The organism is Parabacteroides sp. AM08-6, from assembly GCF_003473295.1.
GTDB lineage: Bacteria > Bacteroidota > Bacteroidia > Bacteroidales > Tannerellaceae > Parabacteroides.
In genome coordinates, this window is sequence record NZ_QRMP01000037.1 from 2,036 (window position 1) to 25,895 (window position 23,860).

Below are 23,860 nucleotides of genomic sequence, written 5' to 3' on the forward strand. Positions count from 1 at the left end.
ACTCCTCTGTACCAATAAAATACACTTTAAAATCACCCCGTTTCACCCCCTATATTATATAGGTACACGCGTACATTAGTAAAATTGCATCATACTAGTAATCAGCCATTTACAAAAATGCTTTTCAGCCTCAAAAACGCCATTTTCTAAGAATTGAAGATTTTCAAGAAGAGTTCCCCGCTTTAAATGTTAACGCTTGTAAATAATATATACCAACCAGCACTGCCTAAGAAAAGATTCGGACAGAAGAAAAAACAGCCTGCAAGTTGAATAAATCAACTAACAAGAACTCTTCGCTAAATAGAGCATAAAATTACATCTCTCTATCTTCCCCAATATTTATCGGACAATTCTTCTTTTCAGGCAACATTGAATTTATGAAACACCTACCATGAAATGAACAATTCGTCCCATTCTTTGTAAAAATTCGTTACTAGCGATTTTACTTTCCATATATATTGAAAGTAAAAAAGATAATTGTTTATTTATTAAACAACAATTGTATTCTTTTCTTTTTATATATATTGAAAGTAAATTTGCAAAGGACGAAAATAGAAAAAGGAAGCATCTTTCCCCTTCAAAGGAAGCTTCCTATCCTATTTTTGGACAGTATCTTCTTTGTCACTCTCAAACGAGACCTTTTTTAGTTTCTGCATCGAAAAAACAAACAAGGTTTTCAAAAATAATTATAGAAGAAACTAAGACTTTTAGACAAAACAAAACCCGTGTAGGACTATTCCTACACGGGTTTTGTTTTGTTTCAACCTCATTGGTTGAAACTCCTTTCAGGTATTCTTAAACTTTACTTTGTCTTCACCCGGATAATCGTAAAGGAATAAGCCGGCAATTCGCATGTAAAGTTTTGACCTACCGTACAGGTCGAAACCTCCGGTTTGCTGTTTCTATCATCCAGAGCACCGGACAAAACAGTTTTTACCGCTTGGGTATCCGCAACCTGAATATCCTCCAAAAGGACGGAAACTTTTGTTGCCTCCGGCAACAGGTTTACCATCTTCAAGATAACATCCCCACTCCTGCTATCCTGTACCACCGATACAGGGAAGCGCTTACTCACAGCATCGGAAGAGACGGACAAATCAACAATTGAAGAAAGATACCTGTCGCCGGCATTTTCACCATATAGTTGTTGAACATAGTAATTCACCGTTGGTTTCACTTCCTGGTTATTGAAATAAATCAAATCGGGATTCCATTGCGTATGCCCTTCTTTCGCCAACAAAGGGGCATAGGAGGCCATACTGACCACATCCCCGTTCCGCTCCAGTGAAGTCATATAAGTAGCTTCAGCCAGCGAAGCTTCCAGATTATTCGGACGGCCGGGCAAATGGGCTGCATATTCACCCAAATAAACTTTGGCCCCCTGGCGATTATACGAGTCATAGAAATGCTGGTTGTTAAGAAACCAGCCCGGAGTCTGATAATAATGTTCATCCACCATCGGAACACCCAGTTTGTTCACAATCGCCCATCCTTCCACATAATCCGTACCTTCATTGAACGGCCCGGCTGTCCCTATAACGGTTATCTCTGGATGTTTTTCTTTCAAAGCCCGATAAATCATGGTAAAGCGCTCCTCAAAAGTATCGGTAATCTGATCTTCGTTTCCGATACCGATATACTTCAAATTGAAAGGTTTCGGATGGCCTGCCTCAGCACGTTTCTTTCCCCATTGGGTAGATACATCACCATTAGCATACTCAACCAAGTCGAAAATATCTTGTATAAAATCATCCATCTCGCACATCGGTATCCCCTGCTGTCCTCCCCCACGTGAATTCTGGCAGCACACACCGGCAGCAATAACCGGAACAGGCTCAGCCTGAATATCTTCGCAGAACTGAAAAAACTCGAAATACCCCAGTCCGGCAGTCTGATGATACCCCCAAAGATTACGTTGAGGCCGGCGGCTTTCGAGCGGACCAATCGTATTTTTCCACCTGTAAATATTATGTATACCGTCACCATGTGCCAAACAGCCACCGGGAAAACGCATAAAACGCGGATGCAGGTCGGCAATGGTTTGCGCCAAATCTTTACGCAAGCCATTCTTACGCCCCTTAAAAGTTTCCTGTGGAAAAAGGGATACCATATCGAATCCATATAAAGAGGGCTTCAATGGATAAATAGCCAACCGGGCATTATCAGCATCTCCGGTTGCCGACAAAACGGCCTCCGTTTTTTTCCATTTCGGGGAAGAAACATTCACTTTTGCTTCGGCCAACGTCCTCATCTCCTTATCAATCAAACGCACAGCAACTTTCCCCCCTTTTCCATCCAGTACTTTGGAGAAAAAAGAAAAATGATAACGTTCCCCTTTTTTCACGACAATACCATCAAAACCGTTATTCACTAAAGCCGAACCGGGCGTTTTTACAGATAGTTCCGCAAAATGCGGATTATTGGGATGTATAGGGGAAATCGTATCTTTGCTGACAGCAAATGCTGCATTTACTTCGTCTTTCAATACCTTTTCAACCGGACACAATTCCCAAGCATATCGTTCGTTCCAGTTCGGGTCGTTCCCTGCCTTGTCTTCCGGGTTATATTCAAAATCACGATTTTGTATCAGTTCCGCATACAGACCACCATCAGCCGCATAATTCAAATCTTCAAAGAATATACCAAACAAATGGTCGCTTATCTTTTTAGACTGATTACCTTGGACGGTTATTTTTGCTTCTACAGGCAGGGAAGAAAGTTCCGACTCGGGAAGTGCCAACCGCTCGTTTCGTTGCTGCTCGCGCACTTTGCCAGCTTCCACTTCCGCAATCAGATTATCCACAAATGCTTTCGTAACAGAAATGATGGAACCATGTTTGGCATTCGCCGGAATGGAGATACGCTCAGTTACATCTTCCCAGTTTCTAAAATCACGTGTTTGCTTAGCTTCATACCGGTGGCGCGTGTAAGCATCCATATAGACCACATAAGTATCATCCGGAAGCGGACAAACGGCAGGTCCTTCCACCCAATCGACAGCAAAAGGCTCGTCACCGGTCGGGATATAAGGGCCTTCGGCATGTTCGGCAACGGCAACCAGCAACTCCTTGCGGGGTTTCGGGTAAATTCGTTCATCTTTATATAGCATATAATATTTTCCATCCTTTTTCCGGATAGTGGCGTCTATCACATTATGTCCAGGGTCGAAAAAAAGCTTTGCCGGGGTATAAGTCTTAAAATCTTTTGTAGTGGTATAATACATGCGGTGATCATATTTCTCACCCGGTTCTGTTATCCAGACGCCATTCTCCTTAATGGTACTGGCCCAGAAAATAACGTACTGCTGTTTTTCATCGTCATACACCATTTCAGGCGCCCAGCAATTTCTCACTTCATAGCCCTCCATCACTTTCGGGTATGATTGGCGCGACCAGTGTATCAAATCCGGCGAAGAAGCATAACCGATAGCATTCCCATCCCAATTGAGCGTCCAAATACAATGCCAAAGACCATCCGGCCCTTTTAGAATAAAAGGATCACGCATCCGCTTATCGGCATACCAGGTTCCATAATCACATTTCAGAAAACTATACTCCGGGCCGATACTATGCCATTTATACCCGTCATCGCTCCAAGCCAAATGAAGACCATTCCGATTTTCATTCTTATCGGTAAAATAGGCGAACAGATAATACGGCTTCTCCGAAGCTGCAGAAGAGTTTTCCTGAGCCGGAAGCAGGGCCGGCAACATCAATAGCAGTAAACTAAAAATCACTTGATACTTTCTCATTATAGCATGTTTTTCGGGTATTATTTAATTTGATACACTATTACATCGGCAAATATAATAAAAAGTGTACAATTATCACTATTTAATCACAATTCTATCCCGAAAAGAGTTAAAACACCGTATCTATGGGTTATATAAGTGTTTTTGTCTATTTTTGCAGCCTGATTTAAAAAGGAAAAATGAACACATACAATCTTTGCTGTATCGGTCACATTACGTTGGATAAAATAGTGACCCCGAAAAACACAGTCCATATGCCGGGAGGAACCGCTTTCTATTTTGCACACGCCATCAGCAATTTAGACAGTTCCAATTTTCAGTTAGTGACCGCACTGGCTCAAAGCGAAATGGATGCCGTCGAGGCAATTCGCAGAAAAGGGATAGCCGTCAAGGTACTGCCCAGTACGCATTCCGTCTATTTCGAAAACAAATATGGAAAAAATCAGGATAACCGAAGCCAACGCGTTTTAGCAAAAGCCGAGCCGTTCACCATAAAAGGATTACAAGATGTAAACGCCCATATCTATCACTTGGGGAGCTTGCTGGCTGATGATTTCTCGCTCGATGTAATCAAGTATTTATCAGCCAAAGGACTTTTATCCGTCGACGTACAAGGTTATCTACGTGAAGTAAGGGGAGAAAAAGTATATGCCATCGACTGGACGGACAAAGAAGAAGCGCTTAAATATATCCACATCCTGAAAGCCAACGAACATGAAATGGAGGTGCTTACCGGCTGCTCCAATCCCCATCAAGCCGCTCTCATGCTGGCGGAACTGGGAGTAAAGGAAGTGTTACTCACATTAGGCAGCAGGGGCTCCCTGATTTATGCGGAAGAGAACTTTTATGAAATTCCGGCATATCCTCCTGCCGAAATCGTCGACGCAACAGGATGTGGCGATACTTATATGGCCGGCTATCTGCATATGCGCACCAAAGGAGCTTCTTACCGGGAAGCTGGCAACTTCGCCGCTGCCATGTGCACGATAAAACTGGAAGCCTCCGGCCCTTTCTGCGGAACGGAAGAAGAGGTGCTCCGATTATTATAGCACGTATCTTCTTTTTTATCTCTATCTTATTTTCCCCATCAAGGCCATATACGAATAAATGGCCACGACAGAATAGCCGCACAGCGGTATGATAAAAGAGAAAGACATGGAACTTGCGTCGGCGACATAGCCCATCAGTAAAGGGCCCACGGCTCCCCCTACTGGCGACATCATCAGGAAAGAAGAAGCTCTTTTCGTATATCCTCCCAGTCCCCGTAGAGAGATGGCGAATATCGTCGGAAACATAATAGCTTCAAAAATATAACAGGCAAAAAGGGAACCTTTCGACAGCGTACCCAAATTCAACGTTATCAACAAAGAGGCCAATACTGTAAAAACAGCACAAACAAACAAGACCTTTTCCGCACGGATAAAACTCATAATCCAGCTACCGATAATACGTCCCACCATAAACAAGCCCAATCCGCCGAACGATAACACGACCGCCGCATCCTGCGTACTCATCCAACCATCGTCCGTCACATAATTAATGAAAAAGCTGTTTATCGAAATCTCTGCAATCTCATAACAAAACAAGGCGGCAACACCCCAGACAAAGCGACGATGTTTCCACAAACCGGACAAGCCGGTATGCGTCTCTATATGCTTATCCTCCTCCGTATGGTCGATTTCCGGCAAACGAATCCGCAAAAAGAGAAGGGCTACAGCCAATACCACAACTCCCATTATAGTATAAGGCAATGAAATATTCGTCTCCTTCCCTTCCGAGAAAAGTAGCAAACCTCCTACTACCGGAGCACAAATACACCCCAATCCATTAAACGATTGAGCTAAGTTTAACCGACTGGCAGCTGTTTCGCGAGCACCTAATTCGGTCACATAAGGATTGGCAGCTGTTTCAAGGAACGTCAAACCACAACCGATGACAAAAAGAGAAAAGAGAAAAAAGTTGAACGACATCAGATGTTCACTTGGAATAAACAGCAAAGAACCTATACCATAAAGTATTAACCCGAACACTACCCCTTTCCGGTATCCATATTTATTGATAAAAAGCCCGGCCGGAATAGCCATCGTAAAATAGCCGGTATACATCGTTGCCTGTATGAAAGCGGAATGAGCCTTAGTCATCACAAGCGCTTCCTGAAAATGTTTATTCAGTACATCCAGAATAGCATGTGCAAATCCCCATAAAAAGAATAAGGAAGTGACTAATATGAAAGGTATAAGATACTCTTTCTTTACCAATGATTTTTTTTCTCTCTCCATTTTATCACTTTAATTTATAAATCTTCTTTTACTGATTGACAAGGCAGTGTAAACCAAAAAGTAGAACCCTTTCCTTCCTCCGACTCCACACCTATTTTACCATTCAGCGATTGTATAATGGATTCACAGATGGATAACCCAAGTCCCGTTCCCTGTACAAAACTATCAAATTTAGCAAACCGTTCGAATACATGCGGAATATTTTCTGCAGCAATCCCTTTCCCGGTATCCGACACATAAAAACGTAGCCAATCCCCATCCTTTTCATATCCCATCGTGATAGTACCTACAAATGTATATTTGCAGGCATTACTCAGGAAATTAGAAAGTATCTGCATCAATCGATTCTTTTCCGAATATAAGGGGTAGTTTTCTTCCGGTAGTTCACAAATTAACCGAACATCCTCTTTCACGCGGCTCTGGAATATCTGATAGAGATCATTAAATACATCGTTCAAATCCACATTCGAATAATTGAAATCCAATTGGCCGGCTTCAATCTTTGACAAATCGAGTATGTCATTAATTAACTGAAGCAACAATTCATTATTTGTCTCGATAATTTTCACATAAGCGCTTATTTCTTCCGGGTCTTCCGTTTCTGCAATCAGATTTGAAAAACCGACAATAGCATTTAAAGGAGTACGTATTTCGTGACTCATATTTGCTAAAAAAGCACTCTTCAAACGGTTGGCTTCTTCCGCTTTATCTCGCAATCTTATCAATTCATCTGTTATTTTCAAGTCTGTAATATCCCGCCTCAATCCTATCAGTTTCGTTAATCTCCCGTCTTCTCCATATCCATAAGGAACTGCATGCATCTCAAACCAGCGATTGCCCAAACTTTCAATAGTACGTATTTGAACATCCATGACCGGAATTCGACCACTAGACAAATCAAGTAATCCTTCCCTAAGTAAAGGCGCATCATCCGGATGAATATAAGCTAAATAACCATCCAAAGATATATTTGGGCCTTCAATTACAGTTGATTTAGGCGAATAAAACATTTGTGTATCAACATTATATTCCCAAGAAATAATCTGAGCTGCCTCCAAAGTGAATTCCAATTTCAACTTATTCTCTTCCAACTCCTGTTGTTGCATCATTTCATTCGTAATATTCTTCTGCGTACCGATAATTTGGACTATCTCACCCGTTTTATCCGACTTAAGACCTGCAGCAAAAGTTTCAAACCATCCATATTTTCCATCCTGAAGAAAACGGAAAATTTCTCTTTCTTTCACAGATATTCCGGAAGAAAGCCGCTCCATAAATATCCGGTATTTTTCCTTATCATCAGGGTGCAATTTAACCTGATGCTCCTGGTCAAAAAGACCATCTCCCACCAATGTATCTTTATAGAGAGAAGAAAATTTCCCGAGAGCTATATCATAACACCAAGCAGAAAGAGAACCTGCGTCCATAGCCATGGAAAGTTCCTCTCGGATATTATCCAATTCCATCTCATTTTTACGTATCTCTGTCGTATCTGCAACGGTGCCAATCACATAGCAATCTCCATTCTGGTCGAACAACCGTGTTTTAGTTATAATTCCCCAACGAATAGGTTCACCATCCTTTTCTTCTTTAAATACATGGTTGAAAGAAAGAGGTTTATCGCTCCGCACCACTAGTTCGTCTTCTTTTCTAAATTGTTCAGCCGAAGGGTCATCGACCTCAAAATCATTTTTGCCCAACATCGAAGCCGAATCTTTATTATAATACTCCGAAACCTTGTTATTGTAAAATAAATATCGAAATTCATTTTGAACATCTTTGATAAACAAGCCAACGGGCAAATTATCCACAATGGACTGTAGGAATGTTTTCAACTTGAGGATTTCCCTTTCTGCTACAATCGAAGAGGTTATATCATGAACAAAACAAATCACTTGGTCTTCGTTGAAGGGAACCGTACGCGCTTTTGCATAATAGGAAACCCCTTCATGCAAATATTCGTAATTAAATATATGAATCTGCTTTGTAGCCATGGTATCGGAAACATTTTGGACAAGTTCGTCCAACGCCTCTTGTGATAAAGAATGAACCGATACGATATTTCGTACATTCAAACCAATCAATTCTTCTCTTTTTACTTCATTCAGAACATGCCCGGCAGAATTCACAACATCCACAATATTCAGTTTGGTATCATAAATAATGGCCATATCAGGCATGGTACTAATTAATTTCATCATCCGGCCGTTCTCTTTAATATAAGCCATCTCCCGTCTTTTTCGATTAAACAGCACAACCAAGAACAAAATTAACATGAGAAGCATACCGAACAAGATTAATAAGAATCCTACCGGATGTTCCTCTAACAAAGAAGGCTTCTTATTATAAAAAACGGTATCCGAGGGTAAAAGCTTTTTATCGAATCCCACTTTTTTGAAAGTGGGATAATTAATGTAACAATGCGGGGCAGATGGCGTAACCTGAAAAACAGAACTATTTTCTATCCCTTTCGTTAATACATCATAAGTGAGATGAGCAAGGTCCTTTCCCAAATCTTTACCTTTGACAAAATAACCGCCCACATAATTCATATTCATTTCTCCCTGATCGGCTATTTCATATACCGGTTTACTTGTGAAACGAGCTAACTCATTATGAAACATAGAATAAGAATGAGGATATCGGACGGCATCTGTATACCAACCTGCCGTAAGCAAAGCATAGCTATCATCCATTCCGGCAATGGAATCCAACAACATGGGAGTAGTCAACTCATTACCGGGCAAATAACATAATTCCAAGGAATCTATACTTTCAAAAAGTGTTTCCAAATAGTCTTTAAAGAAAAGCAATGAATAACGGTTATCATAACAAACCGCAATACGTTTGATATGTGGCTGAAGTGTTTTTATCAATTTTATATTTTCTTCTATATAGTCTTCATAATAATAGCCGGTAACTTTAAAACCATTGAAAGTTTCACGCGTTAGAACAAGATTTTTTATGTTCGCTACACTATCCTCACCTTTGCTATAATCAATAAAGCGATTTTTTACACCTCCTAATACAACCGGAATATCTCGCCATTCCTCAGGACAAACCCGACGATAAGCCGACCATGCTTCACCTCCGAATAAAACAACCACTTCCGGCTTTGTCTTATAAGCACGAAACAGTTGCCACATCCAATCTTTCCAAGTATCAAACACTGGGAAAGACTCACAGTCCATATATTCTACATGTATCTGAGTATTTGTATAATCTTTCATCTCGTGGATAAAAGAAGAAATAACATGTTGTCCTTCTTCTTTTATAGGAGAATATGAACTGATAAGTAATATTCCCCCATTTTCATTCTTCGGAGTCTGTCCCCAAAGCCGAAAAGATAGCAAAAAAAATAAAAGGCAAAAAACTATCATTACCGAGTTGTCCGCCGTCGATTGTTTCTGTTTCATTTTCTCCCAACACTTTAAGAAAGTGCAAATGTAAAGCTTATTTTTTAATATTTGGCATTCAAAATAATCGCTTAATCCCACAGAATCACAAATTATCCTGATTCATTTCATCTTCGGATTTCCATAAAGTTCACTCCTCTGTCAGTGGTATAGTCATTCCATTGAATATTTGCAGTAAATATCTTGAATAATGGTACTCATATTAAAATACTTTGGTAATAAAAATAGTACTTTTGCACAAAGTACCAAAATATGAAATTAAAAGTAGCAATTATATTTGGTGGTAAATCCGCCGAGTACGAGGTGTCGCTAAAATCCGCGACCAATATTTACAAGTCAATAGACAGAACTCACTTTATTCCTATCCTATTGGGAATAGACAAATCGGGTGAATGGTTTTATGATAGCAGTTACGCAACAGATGATATAAATTTAGCAGACAATGATTATTTTGTTGAAGCTACAAATGTATATCTGTCTGTGGTAGGGAATGCAGTTAATGTTATTAGTAAAAAAGAAAATCGAGATTTAATAAGTTTCGATATAGCTTTTCCTATTGTTCATGGAACATTCGGAGAGGACGGCACATTACAAGGAATATTAAAGTCGATGGATGTGCCTTTTGTTGGTCCAGACGTTTTAGGCTCTGCCATCGCTATGGATAAGGATGTAACCAAACGCCTTTTACAAGCAGCAGGCATACCCGTAGCGAACTCTTACACAATATATAAACATTTTCCGACAGAACACTCATTTAAAGAACTTGCATCCGACTTAGGACTCCCTTTGTTTATAAAACCCGCTAATGCAGGTTCCTCAGTGGGAGTAAGCAAGGTCACAAATGAAAATGAATATAATGTGGCACTATCAACAGCTTTCCAATTTGACAATAAGATATTGGTAGAAGAAGCTGTTATCGGGAAAGAGCTTGAATGTGGAGTGTTAGGGAACGAAAGCCTGCAAGCCTCTGTTGTGGGTGAGATTGTGGCAACTAAAGATTTCTATTCTTACGATGCAAAATACATCAGTTCAAACGGAGCAACACTGCAAGTTCCTGCAAGGATAGCCACCGACATATCCGACAAAATCCGGGAATTGGCAGTCAAAGCTTGCAAGACTATTTGTTGTGAGGGTATGTCTCGTATTGACTTCCTTCTTTCTAAAGAAAACAAATTAGTATTGAACGAAATTAATACGCTACCCGGATTTACAGAAATCAGCATGTACCCTAAAGTTTGGGAATATACAGGAATTACCGAAAAAGATTTAATAACAGAACTTATTTCTTTGGCAATTCAAAGACATAAACGCAACTCGATTCTATCGACAAAAATAAAAGGACTATAAAGTAGAATTTGAACAAAACGGAGAAGACCTTAGAACATAAAGCTGAATCCTTGCTTCCGTGAAGTATTGAACCGTTCTATTTCCAAGGCAAGCGATTTTTTCAATTGCATCACCATGAAGTTCAAGAATGGCTGATTTATTTCTTCCTCTTGGGATTGCTGCAAAGAAAGAATATATTCTTCCCTATCTTCCTTAAATATTTTAGCTGGGAAAAGATTGTAGCAGAACTGGATATAATTCATCAACAAACGAGCTGTTCTTCCATTACCATCCACCCACGGATGAGTAGTAACCAAGTTAAGGTGAGCATTAAAGCTCAATTCGTATTGTTCCCGAAATGTCCCCATCGCCTTTTGCTTCTCCTGCAAAATTGAACAAAGTTCCTCTACTTTGGCAGACACTTTCTGATAACTCATATAGGAACGTCCACCAACACCAGCGGTAACACCACATAAACGATACTCGCCTTTGGAAGAATCGAAAGAACCACCTATCACATTATGCACACTTCCAGTAGTACGCATTAGCGTAGCATTCAACTTTTGCAAGAAAGCAGGGGTAATCACTGCACCTTGCTCACTATCTTCTTTGGCAAGTTCGTATGCTTTCCTTAAATCTTCATTCATCAAATGATAGACCAATGGCTTTCCTTTGGCAGTTACCCCTTCATCAAAAAGAAGCTGCGTTTCCATTTCTGTGAGAGTAGACCCTTCAATAGCCGTAGAATGGGCAATAAGAGAATAGAGGTAGTACTTCTCATAGTCCACCGACTGACTGATACCAAGTTCCTGGAACTCCCTGTACAGTCCTTCTATCTCCTGCCAAATATCCTTTTCCATGATAGGCTATCTTTTAATTGTTATTTTCCCAAAATTACTTCTGATATAACATTTCACCAAACGAAACGGCTATTTTCTTACTGTGATTTTGCAGATGTGGGGAATATTTAAATAAAACAAAAAAGCTAAGTAATTGAAAATTCAATACTTAGCTTTTACCCTTGTACCCAGAGCCGGGATCGAACCGGCATGGAAGTGAATCCACTGGTGTTTGAGACCAGCGCGTCTACCAATTCCGCCATCTGGGCATTTATTTTTGAAATGCGTTGCAAAGGTAGACATTATTTTTAAACGGACAAGCATTTCCCGCTTTTTTTTCATTTTATATCTTCTTAGGGATTAAGATAGACGGAATCACGGATTATTTCGTTAACTTTGTAAGAGAATAACAAAAAACAGCCTGAATCATCATGAAAGATAATTATTGCGTTATCATGGGCGGCGGAATAGGTAGTCGCTTTTGGCCTTTTAGCAGGGAAAGCTACCCCAAACAGTTTTTAGACTTTTTCGGAACAGGCCGCTCACTGTTACAAATGACTTTCGACCGCTTTTCCAAAATCATCCCTGTCGAAAACATTTATATTGTAACAAATGAACTATACGCATCTTTAGTTAAGAAACAACTTCCGGAGTTGCAGGAAAAACAAATTCTGCTGGAACCGGCACGTCGTAATACAGCACCCTGTATTGCCTATGCAGCTTATCATATCAAAGCTTGCAATCCTAACGCCAACATTGTAGTTGCTCCATCGGACCACCTGATTCTGAAAGAGGAGATTTTCCTACAGGATGTACAAAAAGCATTAGACTTTGTCAAAGAGAACAATGCATTAGTGACATTAGGAATTAAGCCTAGCCGACCGGAAACGGGTTACGGTTACATTCAGAGCAGCGACAACATGCTGGGAGAATTTACTAAAGTCAAGACATTTACAGAAAAACCTGATTTAGAATTGGCTAAAGTATTTATGGAAAGCGGCGAGTTTTTCTGGAATTCCGGGCTGTTTGTCTGGAACGTAAATACTATTCTGGAAGCTTTTTCCAAATTCCTGCCTGATATTTCCTTACGTTTCGACCTCGGGAAAGACATGTTTAATACTCCGGATGAACATGCTTTTATTCAGGAGAACTTCCCTTATTGCCTGAATATTTCCATCGATTACGGCATCATGGAAAAAGCGGACAACGTTTATATGCTTTGCGTGGATTTCGGTTGGGCAGACCTCGGAACATGGGGCTCCTTATTCGACCTTGCCCGCAAAGATGAGAATAACAACGCAGTACTGAAAAATAACAAAGCTATATTTTACGAAAGTACCGGTAATGTCATTGCGCTGGACAACTCCGACCGTTTGGCTGTCATTCAGGGTATCCACGACTGTATCATTGCAGAATCCGGAAATGTCCTGCTTATCTGCCAGAAAGAAGACGAACAACGTATCAAACAATACATTGCCGATGCCCAGATGAATTACGGGAAGGAATTCAATTAACTGAATTATAAAATAAGACAAGAGGGGCGGAAGAGAAATCATCAAAAGTGTTATCTTAGCATGGATAGGACAGAGAATTAGTGCGTTTCATCGGACAGTTTATCCCCGAAGATAGCACCCTTTCCTCTTTGCTCCCGGCTCGACAACCTTGCCGAGCTGGGTCGGTAAGCTTATCACCCCAGCTCGCAAAAGTTGCCGACCCGGGTCGGTAAGGGAATAAGTCGTATGGCTTGTCTTAATTTGTATGATACTCCCCTTTACTTTACATAAGGGAAAAAAGAAACAGGGAAAAACACCCCTTCCTGAATGATTTGAAGGATGGGCTGAAGGATAATTCCTGGGCATCATTCAGTGTAAGAGACACTGTGACAGATACTTATTCTGGAAATGAAGGATGAAGGATAAAATTGGATGAAAACGCAGAGGGGAGCATGCTACACCATCAGTTCAACAGCAGCCTCTTTCCCAAATAATGGACCGGATACCAAGCTGCCAGGAAACCGATAGATACTACTGTAACGAAGACAGTCAGGATGTCGCTCAATTCCACACGTACGGGGTAAGCATTGATAACAAAAGAGCCGGAAGCCTCACCTAATTTAATCAACCCCAGTTCCTGTTGCAAAAGACAAAGAATCACACCAATCACGATACCTATTAACGCTCCGAAACCGGAAATCATCCATCCTTCGAATAAGAAAATACGACGTATCAAGCGGTCATCCGCCCCCATATTTCGCAATGTCCGGACATCATTCTTTTTCTCTATCATCAGCATAGCCAGGGAGCCGACAACATTAAATAATGCCAACCCGAGAATAAAACAGAGAATCAGGAATATCACCCATTTCTCTCCTTGCATCATTTTATACGAGGCATCTTGTTGCTCATACCTGTCCTTAACAAAATACTCATCTCCCAAAATGGACTTTATCTGTTTCTTAACGGCAGAGACATCGGCATCCGGAGTCAGCCCCAACTCAATAGCCGTCACTTCCTTATCGTAATGGAGCAGCGTACGGACCAATGATAACGGAAGCAACATAAAATCTTCGTCATATATCTGCTGATTGGTGACATAAACACCTCGGATAAAAGCGTATTCCAAATTGAAAGAGCTTGCCGGATTAGACATATTGACCTTTTCATCCCGTTTCGGCACATATATTTCAAGCGGGTCGGAGAAGTTGGCCCTTACGCCCAGTCGCATAGCCAGTCCGGCCCCTACTGTCGCATAATTGACAACCTCGTCGTACAACTGGAATTCACCGTCTATCATTATACTGTCAATACATGTCAGATTACGGTAATTATCATCCACTCCTTTGATAGTGGCAACGGATTGCCGGTCCCGATAGCTTACCAATGCGTTGTCCTGCAATACTTCACTGAAATAAACCACTCCGGGTAGTTTCCGGACTTCCTGCATAGACGATGTAGTCGGGTCAAAAACTTTTCCCTGCACAGGCATAATTTTCAACACCGGGTCGAAATTACTGAACATGGAAGCGACAAGCGTCACAAACCCATTCAATACAGACATGGCACAGACTAAAGCTGTCGTAGCCACCACCACCCCGCAAACCGAAACCATCGATATGATGTTGATGGCATTGTGGGATTTCTTCGAAAAAAGGTAACGCCGGGCTATATAGAATGGGAAATTCAATGCTGTGCTGTTTTACTTTTTCAATAGATTATCAATATTCTCAATATAATCCAATGAGTCGTCGATAAAGAAGCTCAATTCCGGTATTTTACGAACCTGCAAACGGATACGTTGTCCAAGGTCGAAACGGATTGCTTTCGTGTTCGTACGAATAGCTTCCAGCAATTCTTTCGACTTTTCGGAAGGGAAAATACTCAAGTAAACCCGCGCCACGCTCAAGTCGGGACTTACACGTACGACACTGACCGAAATCAGGACACCGTGCATGGCTTGTGTCTGTTTCTGGAAGATATCACTCAGCTCTTTCTGCAAAAGACGTTCTATTTTACTTAATCTTGTACTTTCCATAATTCTTTATTTTTACTTTTTCCAAATCATTGTAAGGCCGTCACGCAAAGGTAAGATAACTTTTTCAATACGCGTGTCTTCCTTTATCTTATCATTAAAACTAAGGATACCGGCAGTTTGTTTATCCGAAGGATGCGGTTTCTCCAATACTTTCCCGTCCCAAAGCGTATTGTCAGCCAAAATCAGCCCACCTTGACGTACCAACGGAAAGACCAAATCGAAATATTCCGCATACAGACGCTTATCGGCATCGATAAACACCAGGTCGAATGTCTCGTCCAGCGTCGGAATAATTTCAAGCGCATCACCGAAATGAAGTTTTATTTTTTCCTTATGCGGCGAACGGGGCAGGTATTTCATAATGAAGTCTTCCATCTCATCATTAATTTCCAACGTATGGATAAGTGCCCCCTCTTCCAATCCTTCCGCCATACAAAGAGTAGCATAACCGGTATAAGTACCTATTTCAAGAATTCGGCGAGGACGGAGCATCCGGCAAAACATTTTCAATATCCGTCCTTGCAAATGCCCGGACAACATACGCGGACGAAGCAAGTTTACATTTGCATCCCGGTTCAGGGCCGACAACAAAACGCCTTCCTCATCACTATAGGAAAGAATATATTCATCCAATGTAATTCCTGTCATTTCCGATACATTCTTTTCTGAAACTATTCCATTTGCTTCTTAAAATCCCCCCCCGAAGAACTCTTTTAATCTTTGAATGTAGGAAGCTGGTAATTCATTCCCGCATCCAACACTTTCCCGACATTGTTGATTTCAAGGAAACTCGTGCCCCCTCCTTCTCCGAAACTACCACTCAGATAAGCTACCATGTCATTGCGGGTAATGCGTCTGCTCTTAATCAGCTCGTTCAGTGCCTGGCAGAAATATCCACGGCGGCTATCATCGAACGGTTGATAAACAGCCCAAACACCATACGAAAGGGAAAGCATACGGGTAGTACGATGATTATAACAAATAGCAAATACGGTAGAAGTACCGCGGAAGGCTGCCAGATAACGGGCTGTACGGCCGGTATAGCTATCAGTAATAATGGCTTTCACATGCAGTTTGGAAGAAGATTTAACGGCTTGTTTGGCAAGAAAAGAAGTCACATCCAAATCGTTTCCTTCAATAGGGACACGAATATCATTAGCGGCAAGTTTCGTCTTTTCGGCTTCGCGGGCTACTTTTGTCATGGTCTGGACCGCTTCTACCGGATATTTGCCATAGGCCGTTTCGCCACTCAGCATCAAAGCATCTGTACGATAATAAATGGCATTGGCGATATCGGTCACTTCGGCACGTGTCGGACGCGGATTGTTAATCATAGAGTGGAGCATCTGAGTCGCTACGATAACAGGTTTCTTCATTTCCACACATTTGCGGATTAAGACACGCTGAATACCGGGAATTTTCTCAGCCGGGACTTCAATACCGAGGTCGCCGCGAGCAATCATGATGCCATAAGCCACTTCCAAAATCTCATCTACATTGTCGACCCCTTCCTGATTTTCTATTTTAGCGATAATCTTAATCGGGCTATTATGTTCGTCCAAGATACGTTGAATGTCCATCACATCCTGTTTGTTACGAACAAACGAATGGGCGATAAAATCCAAATCGTTTTCGATAGCCCAAAGAATATTTTTCCGGTCTTTTTCCGTCAGGGACGGAAGGTTGATACGTACACCCGGCACATTCACGCTTTTACGGCTTCCCAAAGTGGAATCGTTCTGGACTTCGCAAACCAAATAATCCTCTTTCTTATCGATAACTTTCAGTTCCAAATCACCGTCGTCTATCAGGATATCGCTTCCGATACCAAGGTCGTTCACGAAATTCTTATAAGACACACAAATACATTCGTGCGAAGTCTCGCCTTCCGGATTTCCCATAATCTTCACGACTTCTCCGGTCTTAAACGGAATAGCATCTTGCGCAGTCGTAGTGCGCACTTCCGGTCCCTTTGTATCCATCAGGATACCGATACGGTCGGATACGGCACGAACATTGTTCACAACTCTGCTCAACCCTTCTTCCGCCATGTGAGCCGTATTGAGGCGCACGACATTCATTCCTGCCTTATACAATGCGTCGACAAATTCAACATCGCAACGCTGGTCAGAAACAGTAGCAACTATCTTTGTATGCTTTAACATATAACCTAAATATTATAACCTATTATTACCTTTTAATCACTATATACTACAAAAACGACTCAAGCGCCAGACGGTATGAGTCCAGCCCGAAACCTAAAATAACCCCTTTGCAAGCAGCCGAAATCATGGAAACGTGACGGAATGATTCGCGGGCATGTACATTCGAAATATGCACCTCAACAACCGGGGTAGTCACAGCTTTTATCGCATCGTGCAACGCAATGGAGGTATGCGTATAAGCACCTGCATTCATTATAATTCCATCATAGTCGAAACCCACTTCATGGATTTTATCAATCATTTCACCTTCTATATTACTTTGGAAATACGCAATCTCACATTGCGGATACCGGGCACGCAGTTCGCTCAGATAGCTTTCGAATGAAGCATTTCCATATACTGTCGGTTCACGCTTGCCCAACAGATTAAGATTAGGGCCGTTGATAATCTGAATCTTCTTCATTTTGCTGTAATTTATTACCTTTGCACTACCTTGACGGGCAGAAAAATATCCGGCAAAGGTAGTGATTTAATTTGACACATCCATAATGTAACGAGTCCAATGCACCTCGAAAACGATAAAATAGAACGATATAAAACCTATCTACGCCTGGAGAAAGCGCTTTCCTCCAACTCTATAGACGCTTATCTGACAGACCTCGACAAACTGACCCGTTTCGTGGAGAGCGAAGGAAAGAAATACGAAAATGTGACGTACGATGATTTGCAACAATTCGTCGCCCGGTTACGCGATATCGGCATTCATTCGCGCTCGCAAGCCCGTATTATTTCCGGCATTAAATCGTTTTATCGATTTCTGTTTCTGGACGAATATATAACAACCGACCCGACAGAATTGTTAGAGTCGCCCAAGATTGGATTAAAGTTACCGGAAGTTCTGACTGTCAACGAAATAAACAACATATTGGATTCTATCGACCTTTCCCTGCCGGAAGGTCAGCGTAACCGGGCCATGCTGGAGGTACTGTATAGTTGCGGCCTGCGTGTATCGGAACTGATTACGCTCCGTTTTACGGATATTTACTTCGACGAAGGTTTCATCAAGGTGGAAGGGAAAGGAAGCAAGCAGCGACTGGTTCCTATTTCGAATACAGCTATTAAGGAAATTAAGAATTATTTATATGACCGGAATTTAGTTCCGGTAAAAAAGGGTTTCGAAGATATTCTTTTCCTGAGCCGCCGGGGAACGTCTTTATCACGCATTATGGTTTTCCATATTATCAAACAACAAACGGAAATGGCCGGAATAAAAAAGACTGTCAGCCCACATACGTTCCGTCATTCTTTCGCCACCCACCTGCTGGAAGGTGGAGCCAATCTCCTCGCCATCCAGGAAATGCTCGGACACGAAAAAATAACCACTACCGAAATTTATACACACATCGACCGTCAGTTCCTACGTAGGGAGATACTGGAACATCATCCGAGAAATAAGGAAAAAGATTAATTTGCAAACTATATTGCTTTTGAAACCAGCAAATCCATCCTGCTTATCAGTTCATCGCCCAATGCCCGTTTCACAACAATATGTTCTTTCACGGCGGTGACAAAAGGATTGCTTTCGAAAATACCGCGTACACCTTCGAAATCTTTCTGCTTTTCTTTTGCGGAACCATCCACACCAAAACCGGTCATAGAGGTAAGAGAAAATTCTTTTTTAGCATCTTCATATAAGAGTTCATCCAGACCGATAACGGAATCTTGCCAGCAACGAACCAGTTCGATAATCTTTTCAGCAGAGATAGCCGCCAAATCGACCTGATAATATTCCTGTATTTTATCGTACGCCCAAGTCCATTCCATATCGTAATAGCGATGGTGCATCGACGCGAAGAACTCTTCAATCGCAGACAAAGAAGTAATTTGTCCGGTTTCTATCTTCTCTATCAAACTATCCAGTTCGTTTTTCGGTAAGATAAGTCCGGATAAATCCAACCATTCCCCCTTTCCTTCGGCAGAAGTTGGTTGCAACTGTTCCCAAACTTCTTCTATCGTACGAAAAGCCGTTCCTTCCAAACGTTTGATTAAAGAATTACCCAAGAATTTGTTAATTGCCATTCCATACAAACTTAATGCTGTACGCAAAGAAGAACCTTTGATGCGGGTATTTTGGTAATAATAAATTTCAGAAGTCTCCCCCACCAATACCTGAAGCTCTTTCAGTATATCGGAGGCTTTCATCATTTTATAAATAGTGTACGGACTCAACAGGTTATAGTTTATCCTGTCCAAATGTACCGGGTCGGTACGTTTATCGCGTCGTGGCCACTTTTGGGCATCGCGAATAGTTCCGACACTACGCAGGTTGACACCCGGAACCAAGTAGGTTTCATCATCTCTTTCAATCAAATAAGAAAAAGGCATATCCGAAGTATCGCTATGATGATGGTGACGACCCATCACTAAAGAAAAAGCACCGATACGAGCCGGCCAAAGAATATATGAGTCGCTGGTAGTTTTCGAACCGCGTTCTACAATTCCCTGATGAATAGGTCCCAGTTTATACATATGATTACTTTGGTTCGAACCGCTACCTGCATTCAGAAACGAATACATACCGGCAATCAATAAACTGCTTTTATGCATGGACACGGTAAACGGACCAGCAAAAATGGCACAAGCTTCTCCATTCTCGAAAGCACAATTACTGAATAAAAGCGAATCGTGCGCCGAAAAGTTATGTGTCACGTGGCAAGCTTGTCCGATAAAGCAACGGATGATTTTGGCAGCGTCGGCCACAACAGCACCGGAAGAGATAATAAAATCTTCAGCAATCACACTGTCACCGATATAAACAGGAGCTTTCTCATTACTGTTTATCGTTCCGTTCTCTAACCGGGTTGAATTTTCGACAGTAACATAATCGCCTATGCAAACATTCCGGATAGTACCGGTATTGATTATCCGGACATTCCGCCCAATATATCCCTGTGTCGAAGTAACACGCTGTGCATAACCGGCAATCAATTCCTGTAAACGCTCAATCAACAGAGGACGATGCCGGTAAAGGGCTATCACATAAGCCAAAGAAGCAGACAATTCGTCGTAAACAGGCACTTCTCTTCCCCCTGTTTCATTTAATACGGATACGGCGACATTATTCCCGAAAGCGCTTTCCCCCTCAACAAGCATAACGTTTATATTCTGGATAACACATTCATCGTCAATCCGATAGTTGGCAATATAATTGTGAACATCTTCAATCAATACATTATCACCTATCCTGCAATTATGGAGAGTTGCATTCCGGATGCCGCTATGCTTCTTCACCCCACCGGCAAACGTGAAGATTTTCTCAAAACATCCCAACACGATTTTCCCGGAAAAACGGGTACTTAATATATATTCAGGATTAAAAGAAGAAGCGACTATCACATCTTCCCAGTTTTCAGCACTACAACCATTTGCCTGTAAACGGGCAATTTCTTCGGCTTGTAGTTTTCTTGTTTTATCCATAATCATTTATTCTTCATCATACTGCTGGAAAAGAAAATCGTTGTAGGGGAAACGAGTGACATGAATTTGCTTCACCCGCTCATACAACAACGCCTTCAGAGCATCGATATTGGTACGATTCTTGGCTGAAATGAAAATACAATTTTCCTGTAACTTATTCATCCAAGTTCGTTTCAACTCATCCAAATCGATATTTTCACGAGTACGCGGGGTGAGGTCGTCCTCTTCTTTAGGGACAAAAGTGAAAGCATCGATTTTATTGAATACCATAATCATCGGCTTTTCCGTTTTGTCTATTTCAGCCAACGTCTTGTTAACAACCTCTATTTGTTCTTCAAATGTAGGATGCGAAATATCTACTACATGCACAAGCAAGTCGGCCTCACGCACCTCATCCAATGTGGATTTGAACGATTCCACCAGCTCGGTCGGCAACTTACGGATAAATCCGACTGTATCCGACAAAAGAAACGGCAAATTGTCCACGATTACCTTACGGACAGTCGTATCCAGAGTCGCGAACAGCTTATTTTCGGCAAAGACTTCACTTTTACTCAATTGGTTCATCAAGGTCGATTTTCCTACGTTCGTATAACCTACCAAAGCTACGCGAACCATTTTTCCACGGTTCTTCCGCTGAACACTTTTTTGCTTGTCAATCTCCACCAATTCACGTTTCAAACGGGATATCTTATCCAGAATAATACGCTTATCCGTCTCCAACTGCGTTTCACCCGGTCCACGCATCCCGACACCTCCACGCTGGCGCTCCAAGTGAGTCCACAAACGGGTCAGGCGAGGCAACATATATTTATATTGCGCCAATTCCACTTGGGTCTTCGCATGGGCAGTCTGCGCACGGCTGGCAAAGATATCCAAAATCAGGTTAGTCCGGTCTAAAATCTTTACCTGCAACTCTTTTTCTATATTACGCAATTGCTTGGCAGTCAGCTCGTCATCAAAAATAACCAGTCCGATGTCATGCTCCACCACATATTCTTTTATTTCCTGCAATTTACCGGTTCCGACAAATGTCACAGGATTGGGATAATCCAGTTTTTGATAAAATTTTTTCACAGCATTAGCGCCGGCCGTATCGGCAAGGAATGCCAATTCGTCCAAATATTCTTGTACTTTTTGCTCGTTCTGTTCAGGAGTAACCAGCCCTACAAGAACCGCGTTTTCAGTCTGTGCCTCAGATATTATAAATTCTTTCATGCGACAAAGATAATCATTTCAATTATTTCTTTATATTTGCAGTCATAATATCAACCAAAATCATATTCACTATGAAAAAGTATGTATTACACTCCTTTCTAAGTTCAATTGTAATGGCTATTGCCCTTACAACTCTTTTTCAACCCATCCAAGCACAAGAACCTGCTCCTTCTACTTGGAATAGTTTTATAAACAGTGCAGAAAACCCAATTGTTTCGGATACGTTCCGTATGCAGACATTCAAGGGAGAAAAGACGGATAATTGGGAATATGAGTTATCTGGAAACACCGAAATCACCGACAAACCGGAATTAAAGCTATCTTTGGGTAGTAAAATATCTTTCGCTCCTTACAGTTTAAGTTATTATTCTGATGTAAGCATAGGAGTTCATATAGCCAGTTTCCATTTAATGATTAATGAGAATCTGACATTCGAATTTTTCCGTCAGGGGAAAACGGAAAAACCGAACGCCGTAAAACCAGAAAACAATGATGTATCTTTTGAATATAAACTAAAAACAATCCCCAATTCCCCATCCAAACTCAGCATCCAGGCCTCGCAAGCCGCTGCAAATACAAAAGGCGGTTACTTCACCACCGACAGCGTTTTCGCCTATGGAAATATCCGCCAATACTCCCTTTTCACAGGTTCCGGAAATTGGGAAGATTCCATCTCTTGGTCACACAATCCGCCCCTTCGAAACAGAAAAGCACTTATTGAAGGGAATATCACAACCTACAATGACATCAATTGCAGAATAACCGCCATAAATAACGGAAGTCTCCACATTTCTTCCAATACCCAATTCACCACGAGAGACTTGTATCTATACAATACCGAAAGCTTGCTTTCTTCCGAAGGAGACTTATCCGTAACCAATCAAATCATTCTGCACAAAACTTTCGAAGAAAAAGGCAAATGGTATTTCATATCCTTTCCTTTCGACATCTACGCCAATAATATCGACACCCGTTTCCAACAAAAAGACGCGACTCCCAATAACGGAGGAAATTTCTTCTATGTCCAAACATATAACGGAGAAAAAAGAGCACAAAACAATTTGGCATTCGGGAACTGGGAAGTTCTCCCTATCCCTTCCGGTAACACTCCTGTCTTTGAGAAGAATAAAGGGTATCTGATTGCATTAGACGAAAAAGCAGACGACCAAACACTCACGTTTTCATCCCAGCCCGGAGATATTCCATCCAGCTTTGCCCGAAACGGTTGCATCTCGATTTCAATATCTCCATCTATAGAAAACACAAATAAAGAAAATTACGGCTGGTATCTTTGTGGAAATCCGCTGCCCTGCCCGCTGCCTGTATCACAAATAAAAGATATTGCCAACCTCGACGGAAATATCTATCTATATGAAAAGGGCAACTATAAAACCTATCCGGCCCAAGGTAATTTTGCCATTCCTCCCTATACCGCATTTTTCGTAAAAGCATCGGCCAGTACCGAGATACCTGTTTCTGCAGAACCGCTTTCTCCTACTACCCAACTTTTACAAGTATCTTCTTTTTCCACTCTATCCGCAGAAGAGCCTTCGGTAGACATAAATCCGACAGACATGGACACCGGACTATCCCAACCTCATTTCCACATAAAAGAAAACACTCTACACCTGTCGAATATTGAAGGCTATGGTTTTGTTGAAATATTCAATATCACAGGAAATTGCCTGCTAAAACGACCTATTATAAATGGAGAACAAATCACTCTTTCACATTACCCGAAAGGTATTTACCTACTCTATATTCACACCACAAAAAATGAAGAGAGAAAGAAGTTCATGCTATATTAGCTCATAATGCTTCTTCCGTTTCACGTTCGATGAACGCAAAAAATACGTTC

General features: G+C 41.5%; 16 protein-coding genes and 1 tRNA gene. 5 read left to right on the top strand and 12 right to left on the bottom strand.

The annotated features are described in order from the left end of the window. Positions 1-802 precede the first annotated feature (802 nt). Positions 803-3,751: an alpha-L-arabinofuranosidase C-terminal domain-containing protein gene (locus tag DW103_RS16115; RefSeq protein WP_122277992.1), complete on the bottom strand. Its 2,949-nt coding sequence runs from the start codon at positions 3,749-3,751 to the stop codon at positions 803-805. A gap of 179 nt (positions 3,752-3,930) precedes the next feature. On the opposite strand from DW103_RS16115, the gene DW103_RS16120 reads away from it, so the two are divergent. After that, positions 3,931-4,800, top strand: coding sequence for a PfkB family carbohydrate kinase (locus DW103_RS16120; protein ID WP_122277994.1), 870 nt, complete (start codon positions 3,931-3,933; stop codon positions 4,798-4,800). Between the two features lie 21 nt (positions 4,801-4,821). Here DW103_RS16120 and DW103_RS16125 read toward each other — a convergent pair whose 3' ends face one another. Then, positions 4,822-6,030 (bottom strand): sugar MFS transporter, encoded by a 1,209-nt coding sequence (locus DW103_RS16125; protein ID WP_122277996.1) that lies wholly within the window; start codon positions 6,028-6,030, stop codon positions 4,822-4,824. 14 nt (positions 6,031-6,044) lie between these two features. Beyond that, positions 6,045-9,446: an ATP-binding protein gene (locus DW103_RS16130; RefSeq protein WP_233545717.1), complete on the bottom strand. Its 3,402-nt coding sequence runs from the start codon at positions 9,444-9,446 to the stop codon at positions 6,045-6,047. Between the two features lie 252 nt (positions 9,447-9,698). Here DW103_RS16130 and ddlA point away from each other — a divergent pair, with 252 nt between their 5' ends. Further along, positions 9,699-10,793: a D-alanine--D-alanine ligase gene (gene ddlA / locus DW103_RS16135; protein WP_122277998.1), complete on the top strand. Its 1,095-nt coding sequence runs from the start codon at positions 9,699-9,701 to the stop codon at positions 10,791-10,793. A gap of 29 nt (positions 10,794-10,822) precedes the next feature. Here the strand turns inward: ddlA and DW103_RS16140 are convergent, their stop codons facing one another. Both DW103_RS16140 and DW103_RS16145 read right to left on the bottom strand, forming a co-directional pair. Continuing rightward, the gene (locus tag DW103_RS16140; RefSeq protein WP_122278000.1) at positions 10,823-11,632 is read right to left on the bottom strand and encodes a Fic family protein; all 810 of its coding nucleotides are present in this window, start codon (positions 11,630-11,632) and stop codon (positions 10,823-10,825) included. 164 nt (positions 11,633-11,796) lie between these two features. After that, positions 11,797-11,880: transfer RNA gene (locus DW103_RS16145), tRNA-Leu, on the bottom strand. Between the two features lie 162 nt (positions 11,881-12,042). Here DW103_RS16145 and DW103_RS16150 point away from each other — a divergent pair. Beyond that, positions 12,043-13,125 carry a mannose-1-phosphate guanylyltransferase gene (locus DW103_RS16150; RefSeq protein ID WP_122278002.1) on the top strand — a complete coding sequence of 361 codons (1,083 nt, stop codon included), beginning with the start codon at positions 12,043-12,045 and terminating at the stop codon, positions 13,123-13,125. Between the two features lie 442 nt (positions 13,126-13,567). On the opposite strand, the gene DW103_RS16155 is transcribed toward DW103_RS16150, so the two are convergent. The 5 genes from DW103_RS16155 to aroQ form a co-directional block, all read right to left on the bottom strand. Next, complete coding sequence (locus tag DW103_RS16155; RefSeq protein WP_122278004.1) at positions 13,568-14,794, bottom strand: FtsX-like permease family protein; 1,227 nt, start codon at positions 14,792-14,794, stop codon at positions 13,568-13,570. 12 nt (positions 14,795-14,806) lie between these two features. Beyond that, positions 14,807-15,142, bottom strand: a complete 336-nt coding sequence (gene rbfA / locus DW103_RS16160) for a 30S ribosome-binding factor RbfA (protein WP_122278006.1) — start codon at positions 15,140-15,142, stop codon at positions 14,807-14,809. A gap of 12 nt (positions 15,143-15,154) precedes the next feature. After that, positions 15,155-15,790, bottom strand: coding sequence for an O-methyltransferase (locus DW103_RS16165; RefSeq protein ID WP_122278008.1), 636 nt, complete (start codon positions 15,788-15,790; stop codon positions 15,155-15,157). 65 nt (positions 15,791-15,855) lie between these two features. Then, positions 15,856-17,307, bottom strand: a complete 1,452-nt coding sequence (gene pyk / locus DW103_RS16170) for a pyruvate kinase (protein ID WP_122278010.1) — start codon at positions 17,305-17,307, stop codon at positions 15,856-15,858. 46 nt (positions 17,308-17,353) lie between these two features. Then, entirely contained in the window at positions 17,354-17,770 is a 417-nt protein-coding gene (gene aroQ / locus DW103_RS16175) for a type II 3-dehydroquinate dehydratase (RefSeq protein WP_122278012.1), read from the bottom strand. Positions 17,771-17,869: 99 nt separating this feature from the next. Here aroQ and xerD point away from each other — a divergent pair, with 99 nt between their 5' ends. After that, a complete protein-coding gene (gene xerD / locus DW103_RS16180) occupies positions 17,870-18,775 on the top strand; it encodes a site-specific tyrosine recombinase XerD (protein ID WP_122278014.1) in 906 nt (301 codons plus the stop codon). An 8-nt stretch (positions 18,776-18,783) separates the two neighbouring features. Here the strand turns inward: xerD and DW103_RS16185 are convergent, their stop codons facing one another. Together DW103_RS16185 and hflX are read right to left on the bottom strand one after the other, a co-directional pair. Beyond that, positions 18,784-20,784: a DUF4954 family protein gene (locus DW103_RS16185; RefSeq protein ID WP_122278022.1), complete on the bottom strand. Its 2,001-nt coding sequence runs from the start codon at positions 20,782-20,784 to the stop codon at positions 18,784-18,786. 6 nt (positions 20,785-20,790) lie between these two features. Continuing rightward, positions 20,791-22,002: a GTPase HflX gene (gene hflX / locus DW103_RS16190; protein WP_122278016.1), complete on the bottom strand. Its 1,212-nt coding sequence runs from the start codon at positions 22,000-22,002 to the stop codon at positions 20,791-20,793. Positions 22,003-22,073: 71 nt separating this feature from the next. Between hflX and DW103_RS16195 the strand changes: the two genes are divergently transcribed. Continuing rightward, positions 22,074-23,810, top strand: a complete 1,737-nt coding sequence (locus DW103_RS16195) for a T9SS type A sorting domain-containing protein (protein ID WP_122278018.1) — start codon at positions 22,074-22,076, stop codon at positions 23,808-23,810. Positions 23,811-23,860: the final 50 nt, after the last annotated feature.